General features: G+C 69.3%; 13 protein-coding genes. 11 read left to right on the top strand and 2 right to left on the bottom strand.

All coding sequences use genetic code 11. From position 1 onward, the window contains the following. The first annotated feature begins 17 nt into the window (after positions 1 to 17). The 3 genes from sitI6 (at position 18) to MYSTI_RS32010 (ending at position 2720) form a co-directional block, all read left to right on the top strand. On the top strand, positions 18 to 740 hold the full coding sequence (sitI6, locus tag MYSTI_RS32020) for a SitI6 family double-CXXCG motif immunity protein (RefSeq protein ID WP_015351973.1): 723 nt from the start codon (positions 18 to 20) through the stop codon (positions 738 to 740). A 12-nt stretch (positions 741 to 752) separates the two neighbouring features. Beyond that, positions 753 to 1580, top strand: coding sequence for a crotonase/enoyl-CoA hydratase family protein (locus MYSTI_RS32015; protein ID WP_015351972.1), 828 nt, complete (start codon positions 753 to 755; stop codon positions 1578 to 1580). A 90-nt stretch (positions 1581 to 1670) separates the two neighbouring features. Continuing rightward, entirely contained in the window at positions 1671 to 2720 is a 1050-nt protein-coding gene (locus MYSTI_RS32010) for a prephenate dehydrogenase/arogenate dehydrogenase family protein (RefSeq protein WP_015351971.1), read from the top strand. 93 nt (positions 2721 to 2813) lie between these two features. Here MYSTI_RS32010 and MYSTI_RS32005 read toward each other — a convergent pair whose 3' ends face one another. After that, positions 2814 to 5435, bottom strand: coding sequence for a U32 family peptidase (locus MYSTI_RS32005; RefSeq protein WP_015351970.1), 2622 nt, complete (start codon positions 5433 to 5435; stop codon positions 2814 to 2816). A gap of 115 nt (positions 5436 to 5550) precedes the next feature. Here MYSTI_RS32005 and MYSTI_RS32000 point away from each other — a divergent pair, with 115 nt between their 5' ends. From MYSTI_RS32000 to MYSTI_RS31990, 3 genes are all read left to right on the top strand, one after another. Further along, positions 5551 to 6354, top strand: coding sequence for an SDR family oxidoreductase (locus MYSTI_RS32000; protein ID WP_015351969.1), 804 nt, complete (start codon positions 5551 to 5553; stop codon positions 6352 to 6354). Positions 6355 to 6483: 129 nt separating this feature from the next. Then, positions 6484 to 11049, top strand: a complete 4566-nt coding sequence (locus MYSTI_RS31995) for an Ig-like domain-containing protein (RefSeq protein WP_015351968.1) — start codon at positions 6484 to 6486, stop codon at positions 11047 to 11049. Between the two features lie 236 nt (positions 11050 to 11285). Beyond that, entirely contained in the window at positions 11286 to 13238 is a 1953-nt protein-coding gene (locus MYSTI_RS31990) for a M3 family metallopeptidase (protein ID WP_015351967.1), read from the top strand. A 17-nt stretch (positions 13239 to 13255) separates the two neighbouring features. On the opposite strand, the gene MYSTI_RS31985 is transcribed toward MYSTI_RS31990, so the two are convergent. Then, the gene (locus MYSTI_RS31985) at positions 13256 to 13783 is read right to left on the bottom strand and encodes a hypothetical protein (RefSeq protein ID WP_144370190.1); all 528 of its coding nucleotides are present in this window, start codon (positions 13781 to 13783) and stop codon (positions 13256 to 13258) included. A 142-nt stretch (positions 13784 to 13925) separates the two neighbouring features. On the opposite strand from MYSTI_RS31985, the gene MYSTI_RS31980 reads away from it, so the two are divergent. The 5 genes from MYSTI_RS31980 (at position 13926) to MYSTI_RS31960 (ending at position 18780) form a co-directional block, all read left to right on the top strand. Next, the gene (locus MYSTI_RS31980) at positions 13926 to 14930 is read left to right on the top strand and encodes a hypothetical protein (RefSeq protein ID WP_015351965.1); all 1005 of its coding nucleotides are present in this window, start codon (positions 13926 to 13928) and stop codon (positions 14928 to 14930) included. A gap of 199 nt (positions 14931 to 15129) precedes the next feature. Further along, positions 15130 to 16086 carry a siderophore ABC transporter substrate-binding protein gene (locus MYSTI_RS31975; RefSeq protein WP_015351964.1) on the top strand — a complete coding sequence of 319 codons (957 nt, stop codon included), beginning with the start codon at positions 15130 to 15132 and terminating at the stop codon, positions 16084 to 16086. A gap of 12 nt (positions 16087 to 16098) precedes the next feature. Further along, positions 16099 to 17061 carry an ABC transporter permease gene (locus MYSTI_RS31970; RefSeq protein WP_015351963.1) on the top strand — a complete coding sequence of 321 codons (963 nt, stop codon included), beginning with the start codon at positions 16099 to 16101 and terminating at the stop codon, positions 17059 to 17061. Beyond that, positions 17051 to 18025, top strand: coding sequence for an iron chelate uptake ABC transporter family permease subunit (locus MYSTI_RS31965; RefSeq protein ID WP_015351962.1), 975 nt, complete (start codon positions 17051 to 17053; stop codon positions 18023 to 18025). Before MYSTI_RS31970 ends, MYSTI_RS31965 begins: the two co-directional genes overlap by 11 nt. Continuing rightward, a complete protein-coding gene (locus MYSTI_RS31960; RefSeq protein WP_015351961.1) occupies positions 18022 to 18780 on the top strand; it encodes an iron ABC transporter ATP-binding protein in 759 nt (252 codons plus the stop codon). The genes MYSTI_RS31965 and MYSTI_RS31960 overlap by 4 nt, the downstream gene beginning before the upstream one ends. Positions 18781 to 18789: the final 9 nt, after the last annotated feature.

The raw sequence follows: 18789 nt of genomic DNA, 5'->3' as shown, positions 1-18789 counted from the left end.
GGGCGGAGAGAGGTTCCTTGAAGTTCTACAAGGTCGATGAGGACACATCGCTTGGGTACACGGGGCGCCTCGATGGGGCGAGCACGTGGTGCTTGCCCGGCGTGGAGCCGTGTCCGAAGTGCCGGCTCGGGGGGGGCGCTCCGTGGCTGGCCTATCCGTGCGTCGACCTGTCCCGCCTGCCCGCTCAAGTGCTGCGGAAGTTGAAGGATCCGTGGCCGGTGCCGGTCGAGGAGTTCACGCGGTTGCGCGAGCAGGTGAGGGCGTTGGCTCCTCCCTGGGCCTTGCTGGAGCCGGGGGCACAGTTCGGTCCTTGCGTCGGGAAGGGGAGCGGGAGTTTTGGTGCGCTCTTCATGCAGGATGCGTCCGCGCTCTTCTTGCGGCGAGAGGCCTTGGCGCAGCTTCAGGCCGCGGGGGTGAAAGGGCTTCAGGCCTGCCCGGTGGCGACTCGCTTCAGGGGGTCGAACCCACCCGAACTGCTGCAGCTCCAGTTGGAGCTTCACGGGCGGCTTCATCCGGACACTCGGGCACAGGTGTGGGGAGCGCCGTGTGGCTCGTGCGGACGGCGGACCCTCGATTGGCCGAAGCACGTCGTCCTGGATGCGAGTTCGCTTCCGGAGAACGTCGATGTCTTTCGGCACAGTGAAGGCTGGGCGACGCTTATCGTGAGCGAGCGCTTCGTGGAGACTGCGAAGCGGCTCGCGCTGGATGGAGTGATGTTTCGCGAACTCGAGGTTCGCTGAGGGAGGGCTGTCATGGACGCCGGATACAAGTCGCTGCGCATCGAGAAGGCGGATGGGGTTGCTGAGCTGGTCCTCCTGGGCCCGGGGCGCGGCAATGCCATGGGCCCGGACTTCTGGCGCGAGATGCCCGAGGCCATTCGCGCGCTCGATGCCGATGACTCCGTGCGCGTCGTGCTCGTGCGTGGCAACGGCGACCACTTCACCTACGGCCTGGACCTCATGGGGATGATGGAGTCCCTGGGCCCGCTCCTCACCGGAGACAACAACCTCGCCCTGGAGCGCTCCCGGCTCCTGAAGCTGATTGGTGAGATGCAGCAGTCCACCGAGGGACTGGCTCGCAGCCGCAAGCCGTACATCGCCGCCGTGCATGGCTGGTGCATCGGGGGTGGCATGGACCTCATCGCCGCGTGTGACTTCCGCTACTGCGCCCGCGACGCGAAGTTCTCCCTGCGCGAGGTGAAGGTCGGCATCGTCGCGGACCTGGGCGCCCTCCAGCGTCTGCCTCGCATCATCGGCGAAGGCCACACCCGCGAGCTCGCCTATACCGGCATCGACGTGGATGCCGAGCGCGCCCTGCGCATGGGGCTCGTCAATGAGGTCTTCCCCTCCGCCGAGGAGATGCTCACCCAGGCCCGCGCCACCGCACGGCGCATCGCGGAGAATCCGCCGCTCGTCGTCCAGGGCGCCAAGCAGGTCATGGACTACTGCGCGGACAAGTCCACGGCGGACGGCCTGCGCTACGTCGCCGTCTGGAACTCCGCGTTCCTCCAGTCGCACGACCTCACGGAGGCCTTCGCCGCCTTCGCCGAGCGCCGGACCGCCCGATTCCAGGGCAGGTGAGCACGACCTCCCCACCAGGCCCTTCCACCCGTCGCACTCGCGATGGGAGGATTCCCGCCCCATGACGTCGAGCCCTGGGAGCCTCGCGGAATGAAGGAGACCATCGGTGTGCTGGGCTATGGCCGCTTCGGCCGAGCACTCTCGGGGCTGCTCTCCGAGGCGAGCCTCCCGCACCGGGTCTTCGACCCGAGGCTGGACGAGGTTCCCCCGAAGCTCCAGGCCGGCTCACTCGAGGAGCTGGCCTCGCGCTCGTCCATCCTGGTGCTGGCCATGCCTGTCTCGGGCATGCGCGCGGCATTGAAGGAGCTCCGGCCGCACCTCACCCCCGAGCAGCTCGTCATCGACGTGGGGAGCGTGAAGGTCCGTCCCGTCCACATGCTCGCCTCCGTGCTGGGACGAGACATCCCGTGGGTCGGCACGCATCCCCTCTTCGGCCCCGCCAGCCTCGCGCGCGGCGACGTCCGCCGCACCGTGGTCTGCCCGAATCCGCTGCACCCCGAGGCCGTCCGACGCACCCGCGAGCTCTTCGAGAAGCTGGGCTGCTCGGTGACGGAGATGTCTCCCGAGGCTCATGACGTGCTGATGGCGCGCACGCATGTGCTCACGTTCTTCCTGGCCCACGGACTCGTGAAGGCGGGAGTCGGGAAGGACTTGCCCTTCGCGCCGCCCAGCTTCCATCCCGTGGCCCGACTGGAGGAGTACGCGCGCACGGAGGTTCCGCACCTCTTCGCCGTCGTACAGGCGGAGAACCCCTACGCACGTGAAGCCCGCGTCGGCCTGCTCGAGGCCCTCACGCAGCTCCACGAGGGGCTCGACCTCGCATCGGAATCCGCACGCGGCACCGGAGCGGAGACCGCTCCTCCCGGACTCAAGGACGTCCGCGAGCGCATCGACACCGTGGACCGGGAGCTGGTGGCGCTGCTCGCCCGGCGCGCCCAGCTCGTCAAGGACGCGGCGCGCGTGAAGTCCGAGCACGGACTCCCATTCCCCGACCCGGAGCGGGAGTCCTCCATGCTCGACGCCCGCAGAGAGTGGGCCTCGCGGGCGGGACTCAACACCCGGGCTCTCGACGACGTCTTCCGCGCCGTGCTGCGCGTCACCCGGGACTCCGCGCTGGAGCCCGACGAAGAAGCGGGATGACCCGCGGCACTGGGGCCGCATCCGAGGCTTGCGCCTCGCACTGACGGCGCGGCGCCTCGCGGTGACTCGTGCCCGGGGCTTGGGGCTCCGCCGTCAGCGCTGCACGGTGAACGTGGGGTTCAACACCTGCATCGTCCCCTTCGTCACGCCGAACTGCTCGTGCACCGCCGCGCGCCGCACGGCCTCGGCCGGAGAGATGCGGCCCGCGAGCAGCTCCTGATAGGCCCCCAGCACCCGCGTGGCCTCCTCGCGAGACTCGCGCACGAACTCCACGCGGAACCGCCGCACGCCACGCGCCATCAGTGACGGCACCAGCGACGCCGCGCTCTGCGCCTGCGCGTTGAACACCGTGTTGCGGCAGCCCACGTCCACCACCACCGGGTGCTCCAGCCCCTTGTGGTCCCGCAGCGACAGCCGGTGCTTCTCACACGGCCGACCACAGCTCCGGTAGTCACGCCCCTGCGAGAGCGTGTGCGAGTACACGCAGTGCTCCGTGTGGAACGTCGAGATGTGGTGATGCACCGTCACCGTGAACCGCTCGGCGGGCAGGTGCTCCAACATCGCGCCCAGCTGCACCGCGTCCAGGTCATGCGCGAAGGTCAGCGTGTCCAACCCCAGCCCCAACAGATGCAGCGCCGTCACGGAGTTGGTCACGTTGAGCGAGAAGTCCCCATGCAGCGCGGGCCGCGTCTCTCCGGGAGCGAACGGGCGCTCCAGGAAGTGCATCATCGCGCCCCAGTGTCGTGCCAGCACCGCGTCCGGCTTCAGCTTCGCGATGCGCGCGTCGTAGCCCTCTTCCCCCGGCTTCTGCACGCGCACCGTCGCAATCGTCACGCGCAGGCCCGCCGCCTTCGCCCGCTCCACCGCGCGCTGGAGCCCCACCAGCTCCATCCAATCCAGCTCCACCTCGGGCAACCCCGCCGCGATGACCGCCTCGAGCTGCTCGTCCGTCCGGCACAGCGGCAACAACCGAGCCCCCTCGGACACTGGCACCGCCACCACGCGCTCGCGCCGCGAGCCCCGCACCTCATCCAACACGGACGCCTCGCGCACGGTGCGAACAGGGCCGCGAGACACCTTCTCCGTCAGCTCCACCACCAGCGAGCGCCGCAGCGCCTTGAGCTCCGACACCGGCAGGTGCAGCCCCGCCCCCAGCGCCGCCGTGTCCAGTCCCGACAGGTGGAACGGCGTACCACCGAGCGCCGCCAGCTTGTCCTGCAGCAACACCGCATCCAGCCCACCGCCGCGCGCCGCCGCCAGCATCACCGAGCTCGTCGCCGTGGCCACATGCCCCCCGCGCGCCGTGCCCGTCACCACCAGCGGCGCCCCCGCCGCCCCGGACACCGTCAGCGCCAGCGGAACGCGGCCATCGGGCTCGCCCTGCGCCAGCAGCTCCTCCGTGTGCTTCGCCAGGGAAGGATCACTCGTCACCCAGACGCGCTGCCCTCGCGCCACCCGAGCCATGTCCGGTCCCGGATTGCCGAAGCCCAGCACCCAGCCCCGCTCATGCCGCTCCACGCGGAACAGCGGCCCACCCGCCTCGTGCTTGTCCTCCGGGTGCCCGTCATCGAACACCACGCCCATGCCCGGCCGAGGCGACAGCTCCTCTCCCACCGGCGCATCACCCTCCAGCGGAGACGACACCTTGCCCTTGGGTCCCTCGCGAGCCTCGTCCTGCCCCAGCCCGCCCGTCCAGGGCCGTCCCTCCGGGTCCTCCACCACGAGCACGTCGCGTCCCTGCACCGCCTCCACCACGCCCAGAATCGCGCCGCGGTGCTTGGGGAAGCGTCCCTCCACCAGCGTCTGGTGGTCCGAGCCCGCGAAGAACCCATGCGAGAAGCCCCGGCTGTACGACAGCGTCATGTCGGCCAGGTCCTTGCGCAGCGCCCCCACGTCCGCCTTGCCCGCATCCAGCCCGTCCACCCAGCGGCGGTAACCGGTGACGGCGGTGGCCACGTACTGCGGCCCCTTCTGCCGACCTTCAATCTTCAGCGAGTGCACGCCGATGTCGATGAGCTTGGGCACCGCCATCACGCCCGCCAGGTCCTTGGGGCTGAGCAGGTAGCGCACATCGCCCAGGTCCTTGGTCTGCCCATCGACCACCAGGTCATACGGAAGCCGGCAGGACTGCGCGCACTGTCCCCGGTTCGCCGAGCGTCCACCCCACGCCTCGCTGGTGAGGCACTGGCCGCTCCACGACATGCAGAGCGCGCCGTGGATGAACACCTCCAGCTCGATGTCCGTCTCGCTCGCCAGTCGGCCAATCTCCGCCACCGACAGCTCGCGCGGCACCACCACGCGAGTCGCGCCGAGTCCTCGAGCGAAGCGCGCGCCCTCCGCGCTGGAGATGGTCATCTGCGTGGAGGCATGGACCTCCATCTCGGGACACACCGCGCGAGCCACCAGCGCGATGGCCGGGTCCTGGACGATGAGCGCGTCCACGCCCGCCGCGGCCACGCGCCGCAGGATGTCCTCCACCACCGCCAGCTCCGGCTCGAACACCAGCGTGTTCATCGTCAGGTAGGCGCGAGCCCCCGCGCGGTGCACCAGCGCGAGCGTCTCTGGCAGGCGGGCGAGCGAGAAGTTCTCCGCCCGGGCGCGGGCGTTGAAGCCCTCGTCGAGCCCGAAATAGATGGCGTCCGCGCCACTGGCCAGCGCGGCCTTCATCGAGTCGAGGTCTCCAGCGGGGGCGAGGATTTCAGGACGACGGCGCATGTCCGGTCCTCTAACACAGCGGCCCCGCCGTGGCGCAGGTCCTCACTCGCCCGTGGACGCAGTGCGGCGGGTTCTGCTCAATTCGCCGCCCGGTTGCTTCCACAGGAGACGAATCATGGCTGATGGCGTGTTCAAGGACGGGCTGCTGGCGGGCAAGGTGGCGTTCATTTCGGGCGGCAGCAGTGGCATCAACCTCGGCATCGCCGAGGCGTTCGTGAAGGCCGGGGCCAAGGTGGCCATCAATGGCCGCAACGTGGAGAAGCTCGAGGGCGCCGTGAAGGGCCTCCAGGCGCACGGCACCGCCATGGGTGTGGCCGCCGACGTGCGCGACTACGCCTCCGTGGAGAAGGCGCTCCAGACGGTGCGCGATGCATACGGCGAGCTGGACATCATCATCTGCGGCGCCGCCGGCAACTTCCCCGCGCCCGCGCTGGGCATGTCGTCCAACGGCTTCAAGGCCGTGATGGACATCGACGTGCTGGGCACCTTCAACATCTGCCGCGCGGGCTTCGAGCACCTGCGCAAGCCCGGCGCCTCCGTCATCAACATCTCCGCGCCCCAGGCGTACCTGCCCATGGCGATGCAGGCCCATGTCTGCGCGGCGAAGGCCGGCGTGGACATGCTGACCCGCGTGCTCGCGCTCGAGTGGGGCGGCGCCGGGGTGCGCGTCAACGCCATCACCCCGGGTCCCATCGAGGACACCGAGGGCATGCGCCGCCTGGCCCCCAGCGAGGAGGGGCACCAGAAGCTGGTCCAGGCGCTGCCGCTCCAGCGCTTCGGCACCAAGGCGGACATCGCGCGGATGGCGCTGTTCCTGTCCTCGGACGCCGCGTCCTTCGTCACCGGCTCCATCATGGTCTGCGACGGCGGCCAGTCCCTGCTGGGCGGCGCCGCGCTCGTCGCGGCCCTCGGCATGTAGCGCCCCTTGGACTTGGGGGCTGGGTTCATCACGACCTCCCAGCTCCCAGGTGGGAAGGTCTGCTAAGAGACAAGGCTCCCTGTGGGCCGGACTTCTCCCCGGAAGTCGGCGCGCATCCCGGAGCGACTCATGTCTGTAAGCCTTCCTCCGTCATCCCGGCTCGTCGGGTTGGCTGTCCTGTGCCTGGGTTTGCTGGTGGGCTGCGGCGAAGAGTCGAAGCCGCCGCCGCTGGGGCAGCCCGCGGTCCTGCCGGATGCGAGGGCGTCCACGGTGACGCTGACGTCCCGCCCACTGCGCGCGGATGGCGACGACCGAGGGGAAATCACGGTCACGGTGAAGGACCCGAGCGGCGCGCCGTTGGCGGGGCGCTCGGTGACGGTGGCGGTCTCCGGGGATGGCAACACGGTAGCGCAGGCCCAGAATCCGACCGACGAGAGGGGCGTCGCCGTGGCCTCTGTGTCGTCCACGCGCGAGGGGACCAAGCGCGTGACGGCCTCGGTCTCCGCCGAGGGTGGCGCGGTGGTGCTGGCCTCCCAGCCCACGTTCACCTTCGTCGCGCCGGTGGCCACGCGCCTGCTGTTCTCCGGGACGGTGCGTGACTCGACGGCGGGCTCGGTCCTCGCGGGCCTGGAGGTTCGCTTCGTCGATGCCTCGGGGAAGCTCGTCACGGGTGCGCGCGAGCAGGTGACGTTGGCGAAGACGGCGGGTCCCGCGGACGCCGTGTTGGAGGGCACGCTCACGGCGACGCCCGTCGGCGGTCTGGCGCGCTTCCCGGAGGTGGTGCTGAAGAAGGCGGGCACGGGCTTCCAGCTCAAGGCCTCGGCGGCGGGGGTGGAGGATGCGACGACCGCGGTCTTCAACGTGGTTCCCGCCGCGCCGGTCTCGCTGGAGCTCTCCGAGCTCGCGACCGATGCCGTCGCGGGTGCGCAGCGCTCGGCGCGGGTGACGGTGCGTGACGCCTACTCCAACCTGGCCACGAACTACACGGGGACGCTGGTGGTGACGTCGACGGACGGGTCGGCGCAGATGCCCGCGGCCCGCGTGTTCACCTCGGGCGACGCGGGGAGCTTCCTCTTCACCGGCATCACGCTCAAGCGCGCGGGACGTCAGGACGTCATCGTGACGGATGAGCGCAACTCGACGCTGACTGCCCGGAGGACCGTGGGCGTGTTCGCGGGCGAGGCCACGGGGATGGCGTTCACGCAGGCGCCCTCGAATGCCTCGGTGCGCGCGGTGCTGCCGCCCGCGACGGTGGCCATCCAGGATGGCTTCGGCAACACCGCCGCCGTGGGCTCGCCTCGCGTGACGGTGGCCCTGGCGGAGTCGGGGACGCTCTCGGGGCGGCTCGAGGTCACGCCGGTGGATGGCGTGGTCCACTTCACGGACCTGCGGGTGGAGTCAGAGGGGGTGTTCCACCTGCGCGCCTCCGCGAGCGGGCTGGCGGATGCCACCACCGTCGGGACGCTCACCATCGTGGATGACGTGTCGCCGGCGAAGCCCCTGCTGTCGCAGGGCGCCCTGGGCCCGGACACGGCGACGGTGAGCTGGGTGGCCGTGGGAGATGACGGAGTCGAGGGCACGGCGACGTCGCAGGAGTTGCGCTACTCCACCGCACCCATCCGGTCCCTGGCGGAGTTCAACGCGGCCACGCCCGTGGGTGGAGTGGGGGCTCCCGCTGCTCCGGGCACACCCGCGTCCGCGCAGCTCACGGGCCTCACTCCGAACACGACGTACTACGTCGCGCTGCGGGTGGTGGACAACAAGGGCAACGCCGCGCTCTCCGACGGCCTGATGTTGCAGACCGTGGACAACAACGTGGCGCGGCTGGTGTTCACGGTGCAGCCGGCGAATGGCACGGCGGGCGTGGCGATGGCCACGGTGGAGGTGTCCCTCCTGAATGCGCAAGACCAGGTGGTGACCTCCTCCACCGCTCCGGTGACGCTGTCGCTCGTGGGAGGCCATGGCTTCGTGCCGCGGCAGGTCTCCGCCGTCGCGGGTGTGGCCACCTTCACGGGCCTGCAAGTCGACACGGCGGCGGACCTCCATTACTTCGAGGCCAGCGCCAGTGGACGGACGCAGCAGAGCAATGCCTTCAGAATCGATGCGGCGGCGGCTTCACGGTTCGTCATCACGGGGCTGCCGGGGCAGGTGACCGCGGGACATCCGCAGCACATCAACGTGACGGCACAAGACCCCTTCGGAAACGTCGCGAAGAGCTATCTGGGAACGGTGCGCTTCACGACGACGTCCACGGTGAATACGCTGCCCGCCGACTACACCTTCACCGCGCCGGCCGCGGGGAGCCATGGGTTTGGCGGCGTGAAGCTGTCCACCGCCGGCACTCGGCGACTGACGGTCACGGATACGGGGAACAGCCAGCTCACGGGCTTCGTGGAAGTCGTCGTGACGAACGACGTCGCGGCCAGGCTGGAGCTGTCGGGCTTGCCGCAGGATGTCGCCTCGAAGAGCACGCATACGCTCACGCTTCGCGTGCTGGACGCCTTCGACAACCTCGTGCCGGGATACACCGGCTCCGTGGGCTTCACCACGGATGACTCCCTGGCCACATATCCCGAGCAGCCCAAGGTCTTCACTGCCGCGGACGCGGGACAGCACACCTTCCAGGTGACGTTCCGGAGCTCTGGCACTCGCTTCCTCACCGCATCGGACGTGGCCGGTAACCTGGTTGGAACGGTGAGCACGCGTGTGGCGCCTGGACCGCCGGCGACGCTGGTGGTGGTGCTGTCCACGACGAATCCCGTCGCGGGAGATGCCGTGGATGCCACGGTGGCGGTGGTGGATGAGTTCGGCTACCACGCGTCCAGCTACCAGGGCCGGGTGGCGCTCACCTTGCTGCCGGCTGACCCGCAAACCACCGGACTTGGCGAGTACACCTTCACGCCAGCGGACATGGGCAGACATGTCTTCAGCATCACGTTTGCTCAAGCGCAGTCGGCGGTGTTGTCCGTCACCGACACGCAGCAGGGCTCGTTGACGGACTCGGAGTCGGTCTCGGTTCAAGCGGGAGTCGCCACCCAGCTGAGCGTGTCTCCCATGACGGCCACCGTGACGGCGGGAGTCCCTCAGGCTTTCGTGGTCAGCGCCAAGGACCGGTTCGGTAACCTCGCGCGGGACTACAGCGGCACCGTGACGCCGACCACGACGGACGGCGCGGTGGGGGCTCAGTCCCCGTACACGTACGTCGCGGAGGACCAGGGTGAGCACTCCTTCTCGTACACGTTGGAGACGGCTGGGGCGCAGTCCGCCATCTTCACGGACGTGGGACTCAACGTGTCGGCGACCAGCGCGCTCACGGTGGTCGCTGGGCCCGCCGCGACCTTGCGCTTCCTGAGTGGCGCGGTTTCAGCCTCGGTCCGTCAGACGTTGCCCACCGTGCGTGTGGCCGTCGAGGACCGCTTCGGCAACGGTGTGGCGGGAGCGGCTTCGTCCGTGACGCTCTCCTTTTCGACGGGAGGCGCGCTGGCGGGCGATATCACCATCGCGCCCGTGGCGGGTGTGGCGGAGTTCACCACGGTCTCCGCGGAGCAGGAGGGCTCGGGTCTGCTCACCGCCTCCGTGGCGAACGTGAGCGTGCCCACGGCCTCGATAGCGATGGCCGTCACCGACAACGTCGCGCCCTCGCCGGTGGCCGCGCTGGAGGCCACGCCCCTGGCTGGGGGCCATGTGCGGCTGCGCTGGCTCGCTTCGGGCGACGACGCGGGGCTCGGTCTGGCGACGTCCTATGAGCTGAAGTACAGCTCGGCGGCCATCAACGCGGGCAACTTCGTGTCGGCCTTCCCCGTGGCGACCGATGCGCCCAAGGCGCCCGGTATGCAGGAGGAAGTGCTCGTCGGCCCCCTCACGAGCGGCGCGACGTATTACTTCGCGGTGAGGGTGCTGGATGGAGCGGGGAACACCAGCACGCTGACGACCGCATCGGCGCAGGTGACGTCTTTCGCCAACAACGACCTCTGTGCGGCGCGCGCGCCGACGTGCTCGGAGTCCGGTGTGAGCCAGGTGGTCTACGTGGTGGGGGAGGACGACCCGGCGTGTCCGTACGTGGCCCTGGAGAATCTGTGCAAGGGCTTGAATGGCGTGTGCTTCCAGGGAGCCTGCGACACGGCGGCCGCGCCGGCCGAGGGCGACCTGGTCATCACCGAGCTCATGTCCGCGCCGAGCGAGGGAACGACCGAGTACATCGAGCTGACCAACGTCAGCGACCGCCTGCTCAATATCAACGGACTCTCCCTCATGTACGCGGTGGGAGCGGCCAAGGGCTCCGTCTCCGTGGACAAGGGGGAGGACGCGGCGGTGGTGGTGCCGCCTGGAGGCACCTTCGTCCTCGCGAGCAACGCGGACCGTGACACGAACGGTGGCGTGGTCGCGGACATCGCCTACGGGAGCACGCTGGACCTGGAGGCTTCGGGGCGCGTGACGGTTCGGGTGAATGGCGTGCTGATGGATGAGCTCACCTATGACGAGCGCTTCGCCCAGGTGCCGGGGCACTCGATGAGCCGGTCCCCGGCCTCTGACGACAGCCGGAGGGGCCGCGAGGGTGGCGCGAGCTGGTGCGCCTCCCGACAGGTCCTCCCCGGAGGAGACCGAGGGACGCCGGGCCACGCGAATGAAACGTGCGACGAGGCCCCCGTCACGTCCGGCGCCAAGCCGTCCCAAGGTGACACGCAGCACCCCTGAGGGCGTCCCGCGCCCCGTCACGAAGCGCGCGACGGGCGCGGCCTCCTGCATCCCGGAGACCTGGACAAGGGCCCCGCGAGGCCCGGTGGTGAACCCCAGGGGTCGTCCCCCTGGCTGGACCGCCGTAATCCGCACGACATCCCGAGGGGCCGCACCTCAATCACTGCTGCTCCCGAGCGGCGGGCGGATTACCTTTGCCCGCACTGATTCCGACCGCACGCCCAGGAGAGCCGCCCGTGCCTGAAACGCCCGTTCCCGACGCCGTTCGCCTCATCACCTGTCCTCCCGACGAGTTCCGCCGCTCCGGCGAGACCGCGATGGAGACCACGCGCGCTGGCATCGCCCGTCTCAAGACGCTCGCGGCCCCGTTCGACGTCGGCCAGGTGCTGGAGCTGTACGACGAGTCCATGGCCGCGCTCGAGAACGCCGGGGCTCGCGCGAGCGTCGTGCGTCACTCGCACCCGGAGGCGGCCATGCGCGAGGCCGCCGAGGCCGCCGAGCAGGCCGTGGAGACGCTCTCCACCGAAATCCACATGGACCGGGGCGTCTACGACGTGCTCGTCGCGCAGGACCTCTCGGGCCAGGACGCGCAGACGCGCAAGTGGATGGAGAAGGTGCTGCGGGACTTCCGTCGCTCGGGCGTGGACCGGGACGACGCGACGCGGGCCCGGGTGAAGGAGCTGAACGAGGAGCTGGTCCGCATCGGCCAGGAGTTCAGCCGCAACATGCTCCAGGACACGCGCACGGTGTCCCTGCCTCCCTCCGCGCTGGACGGCCTTCCGGACGACTACGTCCGAGCCCACGCCCCGGGCGCGGACGGGAAGGTGACCATCACCACGGACTACCCGGACATCATCCCCTTCATGACGTACTCGCGCGATGCGAAGGCGCGAGAGCAGATGTGGCGCACCTTCCGTCAGCGGGGTTACCCCAGCAACACGGATGTGCTCCAGCGCATGGTGGCGCGCCGTCACGAGCTGGCCTCGTTGCTGGGCTACCGCAACTACGCGGCCTATGCGACGGAGGACAAAATGATCCGCAACGAGGACGCCGCGGCGGACTTCATCACCCGCGTCGCGAATGCCTCCGGTGCGCGCATGCAGCGCGACTACGGGCTCCTGCTGGAGCGCAAGCGCAAGGACACGCCCGACGCCGTGCGCGTGGACCCCTGGGACCAGGCGTACCTGGAGGACCGCATCAAGGCGGAGCAGTACGCCTTCGACTCGCAGGCGGTGCGCCCCTACTTCGAGTACTCGCGCGTGAAGCAGGGGATGCTGGACCTGACGGCGCGCATGTTCGGCGTGTCCTACCGCCAGGTGAAGGACCCCACGGTGTGGCACCCCGACGTGGAGGCGTACGACGTGCTGGAGGACGGCGTGCTCAAGGGCCGCTTCTACCTGGACATGCACCCGCGCGCGGACAAGTACAAGCACGCGGCGCAGTTCACGCTCACCAGCGGCAAGGCCGGACACCGGCTGCCGGAGGGCGTGCTGATGTGCAACTTCCCCAAGCCCGGCACCGAGCCCGCGCTGCTCCAGCACGACGACGTGGAGACCTTCCTCCACGAGTTCGGCCACCTGCTGCACCACATCTTCGGCGGCCACACGCGCTGGTCCGGCGTGTCGGGCGTGCGCACGGAGTGGGACTTCGTGGAGGCGCCGTCGCAGATGCTGGAGGAGTGGGCGCGCGACGCGGCCAGCCTGCGGACGTTCGCGAAGCACTACCAGACGGGCGAGCTGCTCCCCGAGGAGATGGTGACGCGCCTGCGCCGCGCGGACGAGTTCGGCAAGGGGCTGTGGGTGCGCCAGCAGATGTTCTACGCGGCGCTCAGCCTGGAGCTCTATCGCCGGGACCCGAAGGGGCTGGATGCCACCGCGCTGGTGCGGGAGCTCCAGGGCAAGTACACGCCGTTCCCCTACGTGGAGGACACGTACTTCCACCTGTCCTTCGGACACCTCGAGGGGTACTCGTCGAACTACTACACGTATATGTGGTCGATGGTCATCGCGAAGGACCTCTTCACGGTGTTCCAGGAGAAGGGCCTCTTGTCCCCGGAGCCCGCGAAGGCGTACCGCCGCGCGGTGCTGGAGCCGGGCGGCTCGGACGACGCGGCCCGGCTGGTCCATGCCTTCCTGGGGCGGGACTACGACTACGCCGCCTATGAGGCCTGGCTGAACAAGGCGGCCTGAGCGGGTGGGGCGTCCGGTTACACGCCGAACGCCCGCGCCGGCCTCTTCCTGTCGCGCAGCCACTGCTCGAGCAGGCGCGACAGGAAGAGGAGCGAGAGCGCGGCGGGAACCACCTGGAGGTTCCCCGTGAGCTCGAAGAAGAAGTCGTTCGGCAGCTCGTACACGGGCGGCGGGAAGAGCGTGTGGAGCAGCGACGGCGACGCGCCTCCGAAGAAGAGGAGGTTCTTGAGGACGTGGTTGTAGAGGCCCTCGTACGTCCCAATCATCCCCACGGGGAGCGCCAGCGTGAGCAGCGCGAAGAGCCCCAGCGCCGCCGTGCCGAGTCCTCCCGCCTGTCTCGCCCGGAAGAGGCGCAGTGCGCCCGTGAGGCCCAGCGCGGTGAGGGCGGCGACGGCGACCATGTGCAGGCGCCAGGGCGTCTCGTAGCGGAGGGCGCCGTAGACGTGGTGGATGCTCGTCATCAACAACACACCCCCTGAGGCCAGGGCGGAGCGGAGGGCGAGACTCCAGGGGCTCAGGGGCTTCGATTCGGTGAGAGTGCTCATGCACGAAGGAGTGCCGCGCGGACCCCTTGGACGCGAGTGAGGTCTCGGCACTTCATCTGTGCGCGCCGCGCACGAGCCCCAGGGCATTGGCTTCCGCGCCGCGCTGAAGGAAGAATGGCCGGCTCGAATGGGGGCCTCGAGCATGAACAACGGACTTGTGGGGATGGGACTGGTGCTGTGCGCGGCGGTGAGCGTGGCGCAGCCCGTGGCGCGTGACCCGGAGGCGGCGAGGTTGACGGCGCGCTCCACGCGGAACGCCTGCGCCGACGTGCGCCCGTTCTACTGGGAGATGGGCGACGCGGGCGGGAAGGTCGTCGGGGATTCGGTGGGCCTGCTGGCTCCCGGGGCCGGGAGCGTGATGAACATCGCGTCGGCCTCGAAGTGGCTCTATGGGGCCTACGTGCTGGAGGTCCGAGGCGGCGCGCCCCGCCTGGCGGACATTCCCTTCCTCAACTTCACCAGCACGACGCCGCTGCTCGAGCCCGCGGAGGAGTCCGACTGCAAGGCCCTTCTCACCACCGTGCATGGCTGCAACCTGACGCGGAACATCACCGGGCCGCTGGTCGACTATGCGCCGGCCAGTCCTCCGCGCTTCGTCTATCAGCCGGGGCACCTCGAGGCGCACGCCGACTACGCCATGAACCTGGGGGCGTCCGGCACGCTCGCGCTGGCGTCCGCACTGGAGAGCCGGCTGCCGCTCGACCTGTCCTACGGCAACGTCAACCTCGCGGGCGGCGCCAAGACGAGCGCCACCGAGTACGCGCGCTTCCTTCGCGGCCTCATGTCGGGCGGGCTGAAGCTGGGCGCCTTCCTGGGCACGGCCAGCGTCTGCGCCTCGCCCGCGTGCGGCGACGTGGGCTACAGCCCGTGGTTCTCGAATGAGCCCGTGCGCTACTCGCTGGCCCACTGGGTGGAGCAGGACCAGGGCCCGGCCCACAGCGGCGGCTTCAGCAGCGCGGGCCTCTTCGGCTTCTACCCCTGGGTCTCCAAGGACAAGAGCACCTACCTGATTGTCGCCCGCGAAGACATGCTCGGCGTCGTGGGCCAGACAGCCACCACCCCCGCGGAGCAGACGCCCTCCGGCAAGTCCATCCTCTGCGGCCGACTCATCCGCGAGGCGTACTTCACCGGCCGGGTCCAGGACTGACGGACGCACGAAGGCGCGGAACACCTACCTCCACTCCCTGGGGCTGTCGGGACCTTGATTCTCCCTGACCTCTGATATTGATTTGCAGAATCAAATGAGGTGTAAGGGCGCGGTCCGCGGGTGGGGCCGAGTCGTTCCGCGGCACTGGGTGGTGGAAAACGTGAGCACATCTGACAGGCGTTCCTTGACCTCCTCCGTGATGTGGCGAGCCGCCGTGGTGCTGGCCGTCGTGGGACTGACTGCTGCGTGCCAGCGCTCGCCGGAGCCCGCGCAGGGGGCCGCGGCCCCCGTGGCGGAGGCGCCCTCCGAGGAGGGGCGCACCGTCAAGCATGGCCAGGGGACCTCGGTCGTCCCGCTGAATCCCCAGCGCGTCGTGGTCTACGACCTGGTGGCGTTGGACATCCTCCAGGCGTTGGGCGTGGACGTCTTCGCCGTCGCGGGAGACCAGTTCCCGGGTCACCTGGCGCCGTTCGGGGACGCGAAGTATCCGCGCATGGGGACGCTGTTCGAGCCGAACTACGAGGCCCTCCACTCCGCGCGCCCGGACCTCATCATCACGGGGGGCCGCTCCAGCGCGAAGTACGCGAACCTGTCCCGCATCGCGCCCACGGTGGACCTGCCCATGGGAGGGGTGAACTACCTGGACACGGTGGTCGCCAACACGGAGCTGCTGGCGAGCATCTTCGGCAAGGAGGAGAAGGCGCGCGTGCTGGTGACGGAGCTGCGCGCCTCCATCGCGAAGCTGAAGGAGACGACGTCGAGCCGAGGCGCGGGGCTGGTGGTGCTCGTGACGGGTGGGCGCATCAGCGCGTATGGCCCGGGTTCGCGCTTCGGCGTCATCCACGGTGACTTCGGCGTGCCGGTGGCCGCCGCGGGGCTCAGCGCATCCCTGCATGGCGAGGTCATCGGCTCGGAGTTCATCCGCGAGAAGAACCCCGACTGGCTGTTCGTGATTGATAGGGACGCGGGCATGGGGCAGTCGGGTGGGGCGCGGCAGGTGCTCGACAACGAGCTGGTCCACCAGACGACGGCGTGGAAGAAGGGGCAGGTCGTCTACCTGGACCCGATGAACGCGTACCTCATTGGCGGCGGCATCCAGGCGGTGGACCGGCTGCGCGGGCAGGTCGCGGAGTTCTACGCCTCGAAGGCGCCATAGGTTGCCTGAGCTGTGATTCGACTCGTCGCCGCCGTTGCCGTCATTGCCCTGCTGGCCCTGGTCAGCGTGTTCATTGGCGTGGGCGACGTGTCCTGGCACGCGCTGGTGTCGCCGGGGCCGGATGAGCAGGCGCTCCAGGTCCTGCTCATCAGCCGCATTCCCCGGCTGCTGGCTGTTCTGCTGGTGGGCACCTCGCTGGGCGTGGCGGGGCTCATCCTCCAGATGCTCGCGCGCAACCGCTTCGTGGAGCCGGCGACGGTGGGCGCGGCGGACTCCGCGGGCCTGGGGCTGCTGGTCGCGACCCTGCTGATGCCCCAGCTCCCCGTGCTGGGGAAGATGCTCGTCGCGGCGGCGTTCTCGCTCGCGGGCACGGCGCTGTTCCTGCTCATCCTGCGGCGCATTCCGCTGCGCTCGGTGCTCATCGTCCCGCTGGTGGGGCTGGTGCTGGGCAGTGTGTTCGACTCGGTGACGACGTTCTTCGCCTACCGGTCCGACCTGCTCCAGTCGGTCAACGCGTGGAAGACGGGCGACTTCTCCAACGTGCTGCGCGGGCGCTACGAGCTGCTGTGGGTGACGTTCGGCCTCACGTGCGCCGCGTACTTCGCCGCGGACCGCTTCACGGTGGCGGGGATGGGGGAGTCGTTCACCACGAACCTGGGGATGCGCTACTCGCGCATCGTGGCGCTGGGGCTGCTCATCGTCTCGCTCATCACGGGGCTGGTGGTCGTCACGGTGGGGATGGTGCCGTTCCTGGGGCTGCTGGTGCCCAACCTCGTCAGCATGTTCCTGGGCGACAACACACGGCGCTCGTTGCCGTGGGTGGCGGTGGGCGGCGCGGGCTTCGTGTTGCTGTGTGACGTGTTGGGCCGGGTGGTGCGCTTCCCCTATGAAATCCCGGGGGCGACCATCGCGGGGGTCGCGGGGAGCGTGCTCTTCCTGAGCCTCTTGATGCGGAGGGACGCCCGTGTTGGCTGAGCGCCTGGTGGAGACGCGCCGGCCGGAGCGCATGTTGCTCATCCTGGGCGCCGTGGCGCTGGCGTGCGCGGGGCTGTTCCTGCTCGTCAACGTGGGGAGCGACTGGCGGTTCGTCCTGCCGTTCCGGGGGCGCAAGCTGGCGACGGCGCTGCTGGTGGGCTACTCCATCGCGGTCTCCACGGTGCTCTTCCAGACGGTGACGGGCAACCGCGTGCTGACGCCCGCCATCCTGGGGTTCGACAACCTCTACGTGCTCATCCAGACGTGCCTGCTCTTCTTCCTGGGCTCCGGAGTGGTGGCGGGCCTGGACCCGAGGCTCCGCTTCGGCGTGGAGGTACTGGTCATGGTGGCCTTCTCGGGGCTCTTGTACTGGGGCCTGTTCGGAGGAGGGCAGCGCGGTGTGGAGCGGGTGCTCCTGACGGGCGTGGTGCTGGGCGTGTTGTTCAAGAGCCTGGCGTCGTTCCTCCAGCGGCTCATCGACCCCAACGAGTTCATCTTCCTGCAGGACCGGTTCTTCGCGAGCTTCAACCAGCCGGACGAGGACCTGTTGCTCATCTCGTTCGTGCTGACGCTGGGCGTGTCGGTCGTCGGGTGGCGGATGCTGCGGACGCTGGATGTGCTGGTGTTGGGGCGCGAGACGGCCATCAACCTGGGCGTGAATCATCAGCGGACGGTGGCGGGGGTGCTGGTGTTGGTGGCCATCCTCGTGTCCGTGTCGAGCGCGCTGGTGGGGCCGGTGACCTTCTTTGGTTTGCTGGTGTCCAGCCTGGCGTATGTGTTCGTGCGCACGTACCGGCATGCCCTGGTGTTGCCCGCGGCGGCGCTCATCGCGGGGGTGTCCCTGGTCGCGGGACAGTTCCTCCTGGAGCAGGTCTTTGCGTTCAACACCAACCCGCGCGTCATCATCGACTTCGTGGGAGGGCTGGTGTTCATCTCGATGCTCTTGCGGAGGAACCCGGGATGATTGAGGCCGCGAACGTCACCAAGCGCTACGGCGCCACGGTGGTCGTGGACGAGGTGTCCCTGCGCTTCCCCGTGGGAGGCATCACCTCCATCATCGGGCCGAACGGCGCGGGCAAGTCGACGTTGCTGTCGATGATCAGCCGTGTGTCGCCCATGTCCTCGGGCTCCGTGCAGGTGGATGGGCTGGACATCCTCACCACGCCGGGGGATGTGCTCGCGCGGAAGCTGGCCATCCTTCGCCAGGACAATCACATCACCGCGCGGTTGACGGTGCGGGAGTTGGTGACATTCGGCCGCTATCCGCACTCCAAGGGGCGCCCCACGGTGAAGGACCGGGAGCACGTGGAGCGGGCCATCCAGCACATGGGGCTTGGCGCGCTGACGGAGCGGTTCCTGGATGAGCTGTCGGGCGGGCAGCGTCAGCGGGCCTTCGTGGCGATGGTGCTGTGTCAGGACACGGACCATGTGCTCCTGGACGAGCCGCTCAATGGCTTGGATTTGAAGCACGCGGTGTCGATGATGAAGCAGTTGCGCACCGCGGCCGACACGCTGGGCAAGAGCATCATCCTGGTGTTGCACGACCTGAACTTCGCGTCGTGCTACTCGGACCACCTCATCGCGATGCGTGACGGCAAGGTCCTGTTCCAGGGGCGGCCGGAAGAAATCATGAGGTCGGAGGTGCTCCGGGCTGTGTATGACCTGGACATCACCATCCAGCAGATTGATGGCGACTGGATTGCCACGCATTACCGCTGACGCCGTGCG

Source organism: Myxococcus stipitatus DSM 14675 (assembly GCF_000331735.1).
GTDB classification, from domain to species: Bacteria; Myxococcota; Myxococcia; order Myxococcales; family Myxococcaceae; genus Myxococcus; species Myxococcus stipitatus.
This window is presented reverse-complemented; position numbering and strand designations above follow the sequence as displayed.

Coding starts and splice junctions, on each gene's coding strand:
- MYSTI_RS32015 (WP_015351972.1), top strand. CDS start 753: ATGGACGCCGGATACAAGTCGCTGCGCATCGAGAAGGCGGATGGGGTT.
- MYSTI_RS32010 (WP_015351971.1), top strand. CDS start 1,671: ATGAAGGAGACCATCGGTGTGCTGGGCTATGGCCGCTTCGGCCGAGCA.
- MYSTI_RS32005 (WP_015351970.1), bottom strand. CDS start 5,435: ATGCGCCGTCGTCCTGAAATCCTCGCCCCCGCTGGAGACCTCGACTCG.
- MYSTI_RS32000 (WP_015351969.1), top strand. CDS start 5,551: ATGGCTGATGGCGTGTTCAAGGACGGGCTGCTGGCGGGCAAGGTGGCG.
- MYSTI_RS31995 (WP_015351968.1), top strand. CDS start 6,484: ATGTCTGTAAGCCTTCCTCCGTCATCCCGGCTCGTCGGGTTGGCTGTC.
- MYSTI_RS31985 (WP_144370190.1), bottom strand. CDS start 13,783: ATGAGCACTCTCACCGAATCGAAGCCCCTGAGCCCCTGGAGTCTCGCC.
- MYSTI_RS31980 (WP_015351965.1), top strand. CDS start 13,926: ATGAACAACGGACTTGTGGGGATGGGACTGGTGCTGTGCGCGGCGGTG.
- MYSTI_RS31975 (WP_015351964.1), top strand. CDS start 15,130: ATGTGGCGAGCCGCCGTGGTGCTGGCCGTCGTGGGACTGACTGCTGCG.
- MYSTI_RS31960 (WP_015351961.1), top strand. CDS start 18,022: ATGATTGAGGCCGCGAACGTCACCAAGCGCTACGGCGCCACGGTGGTC.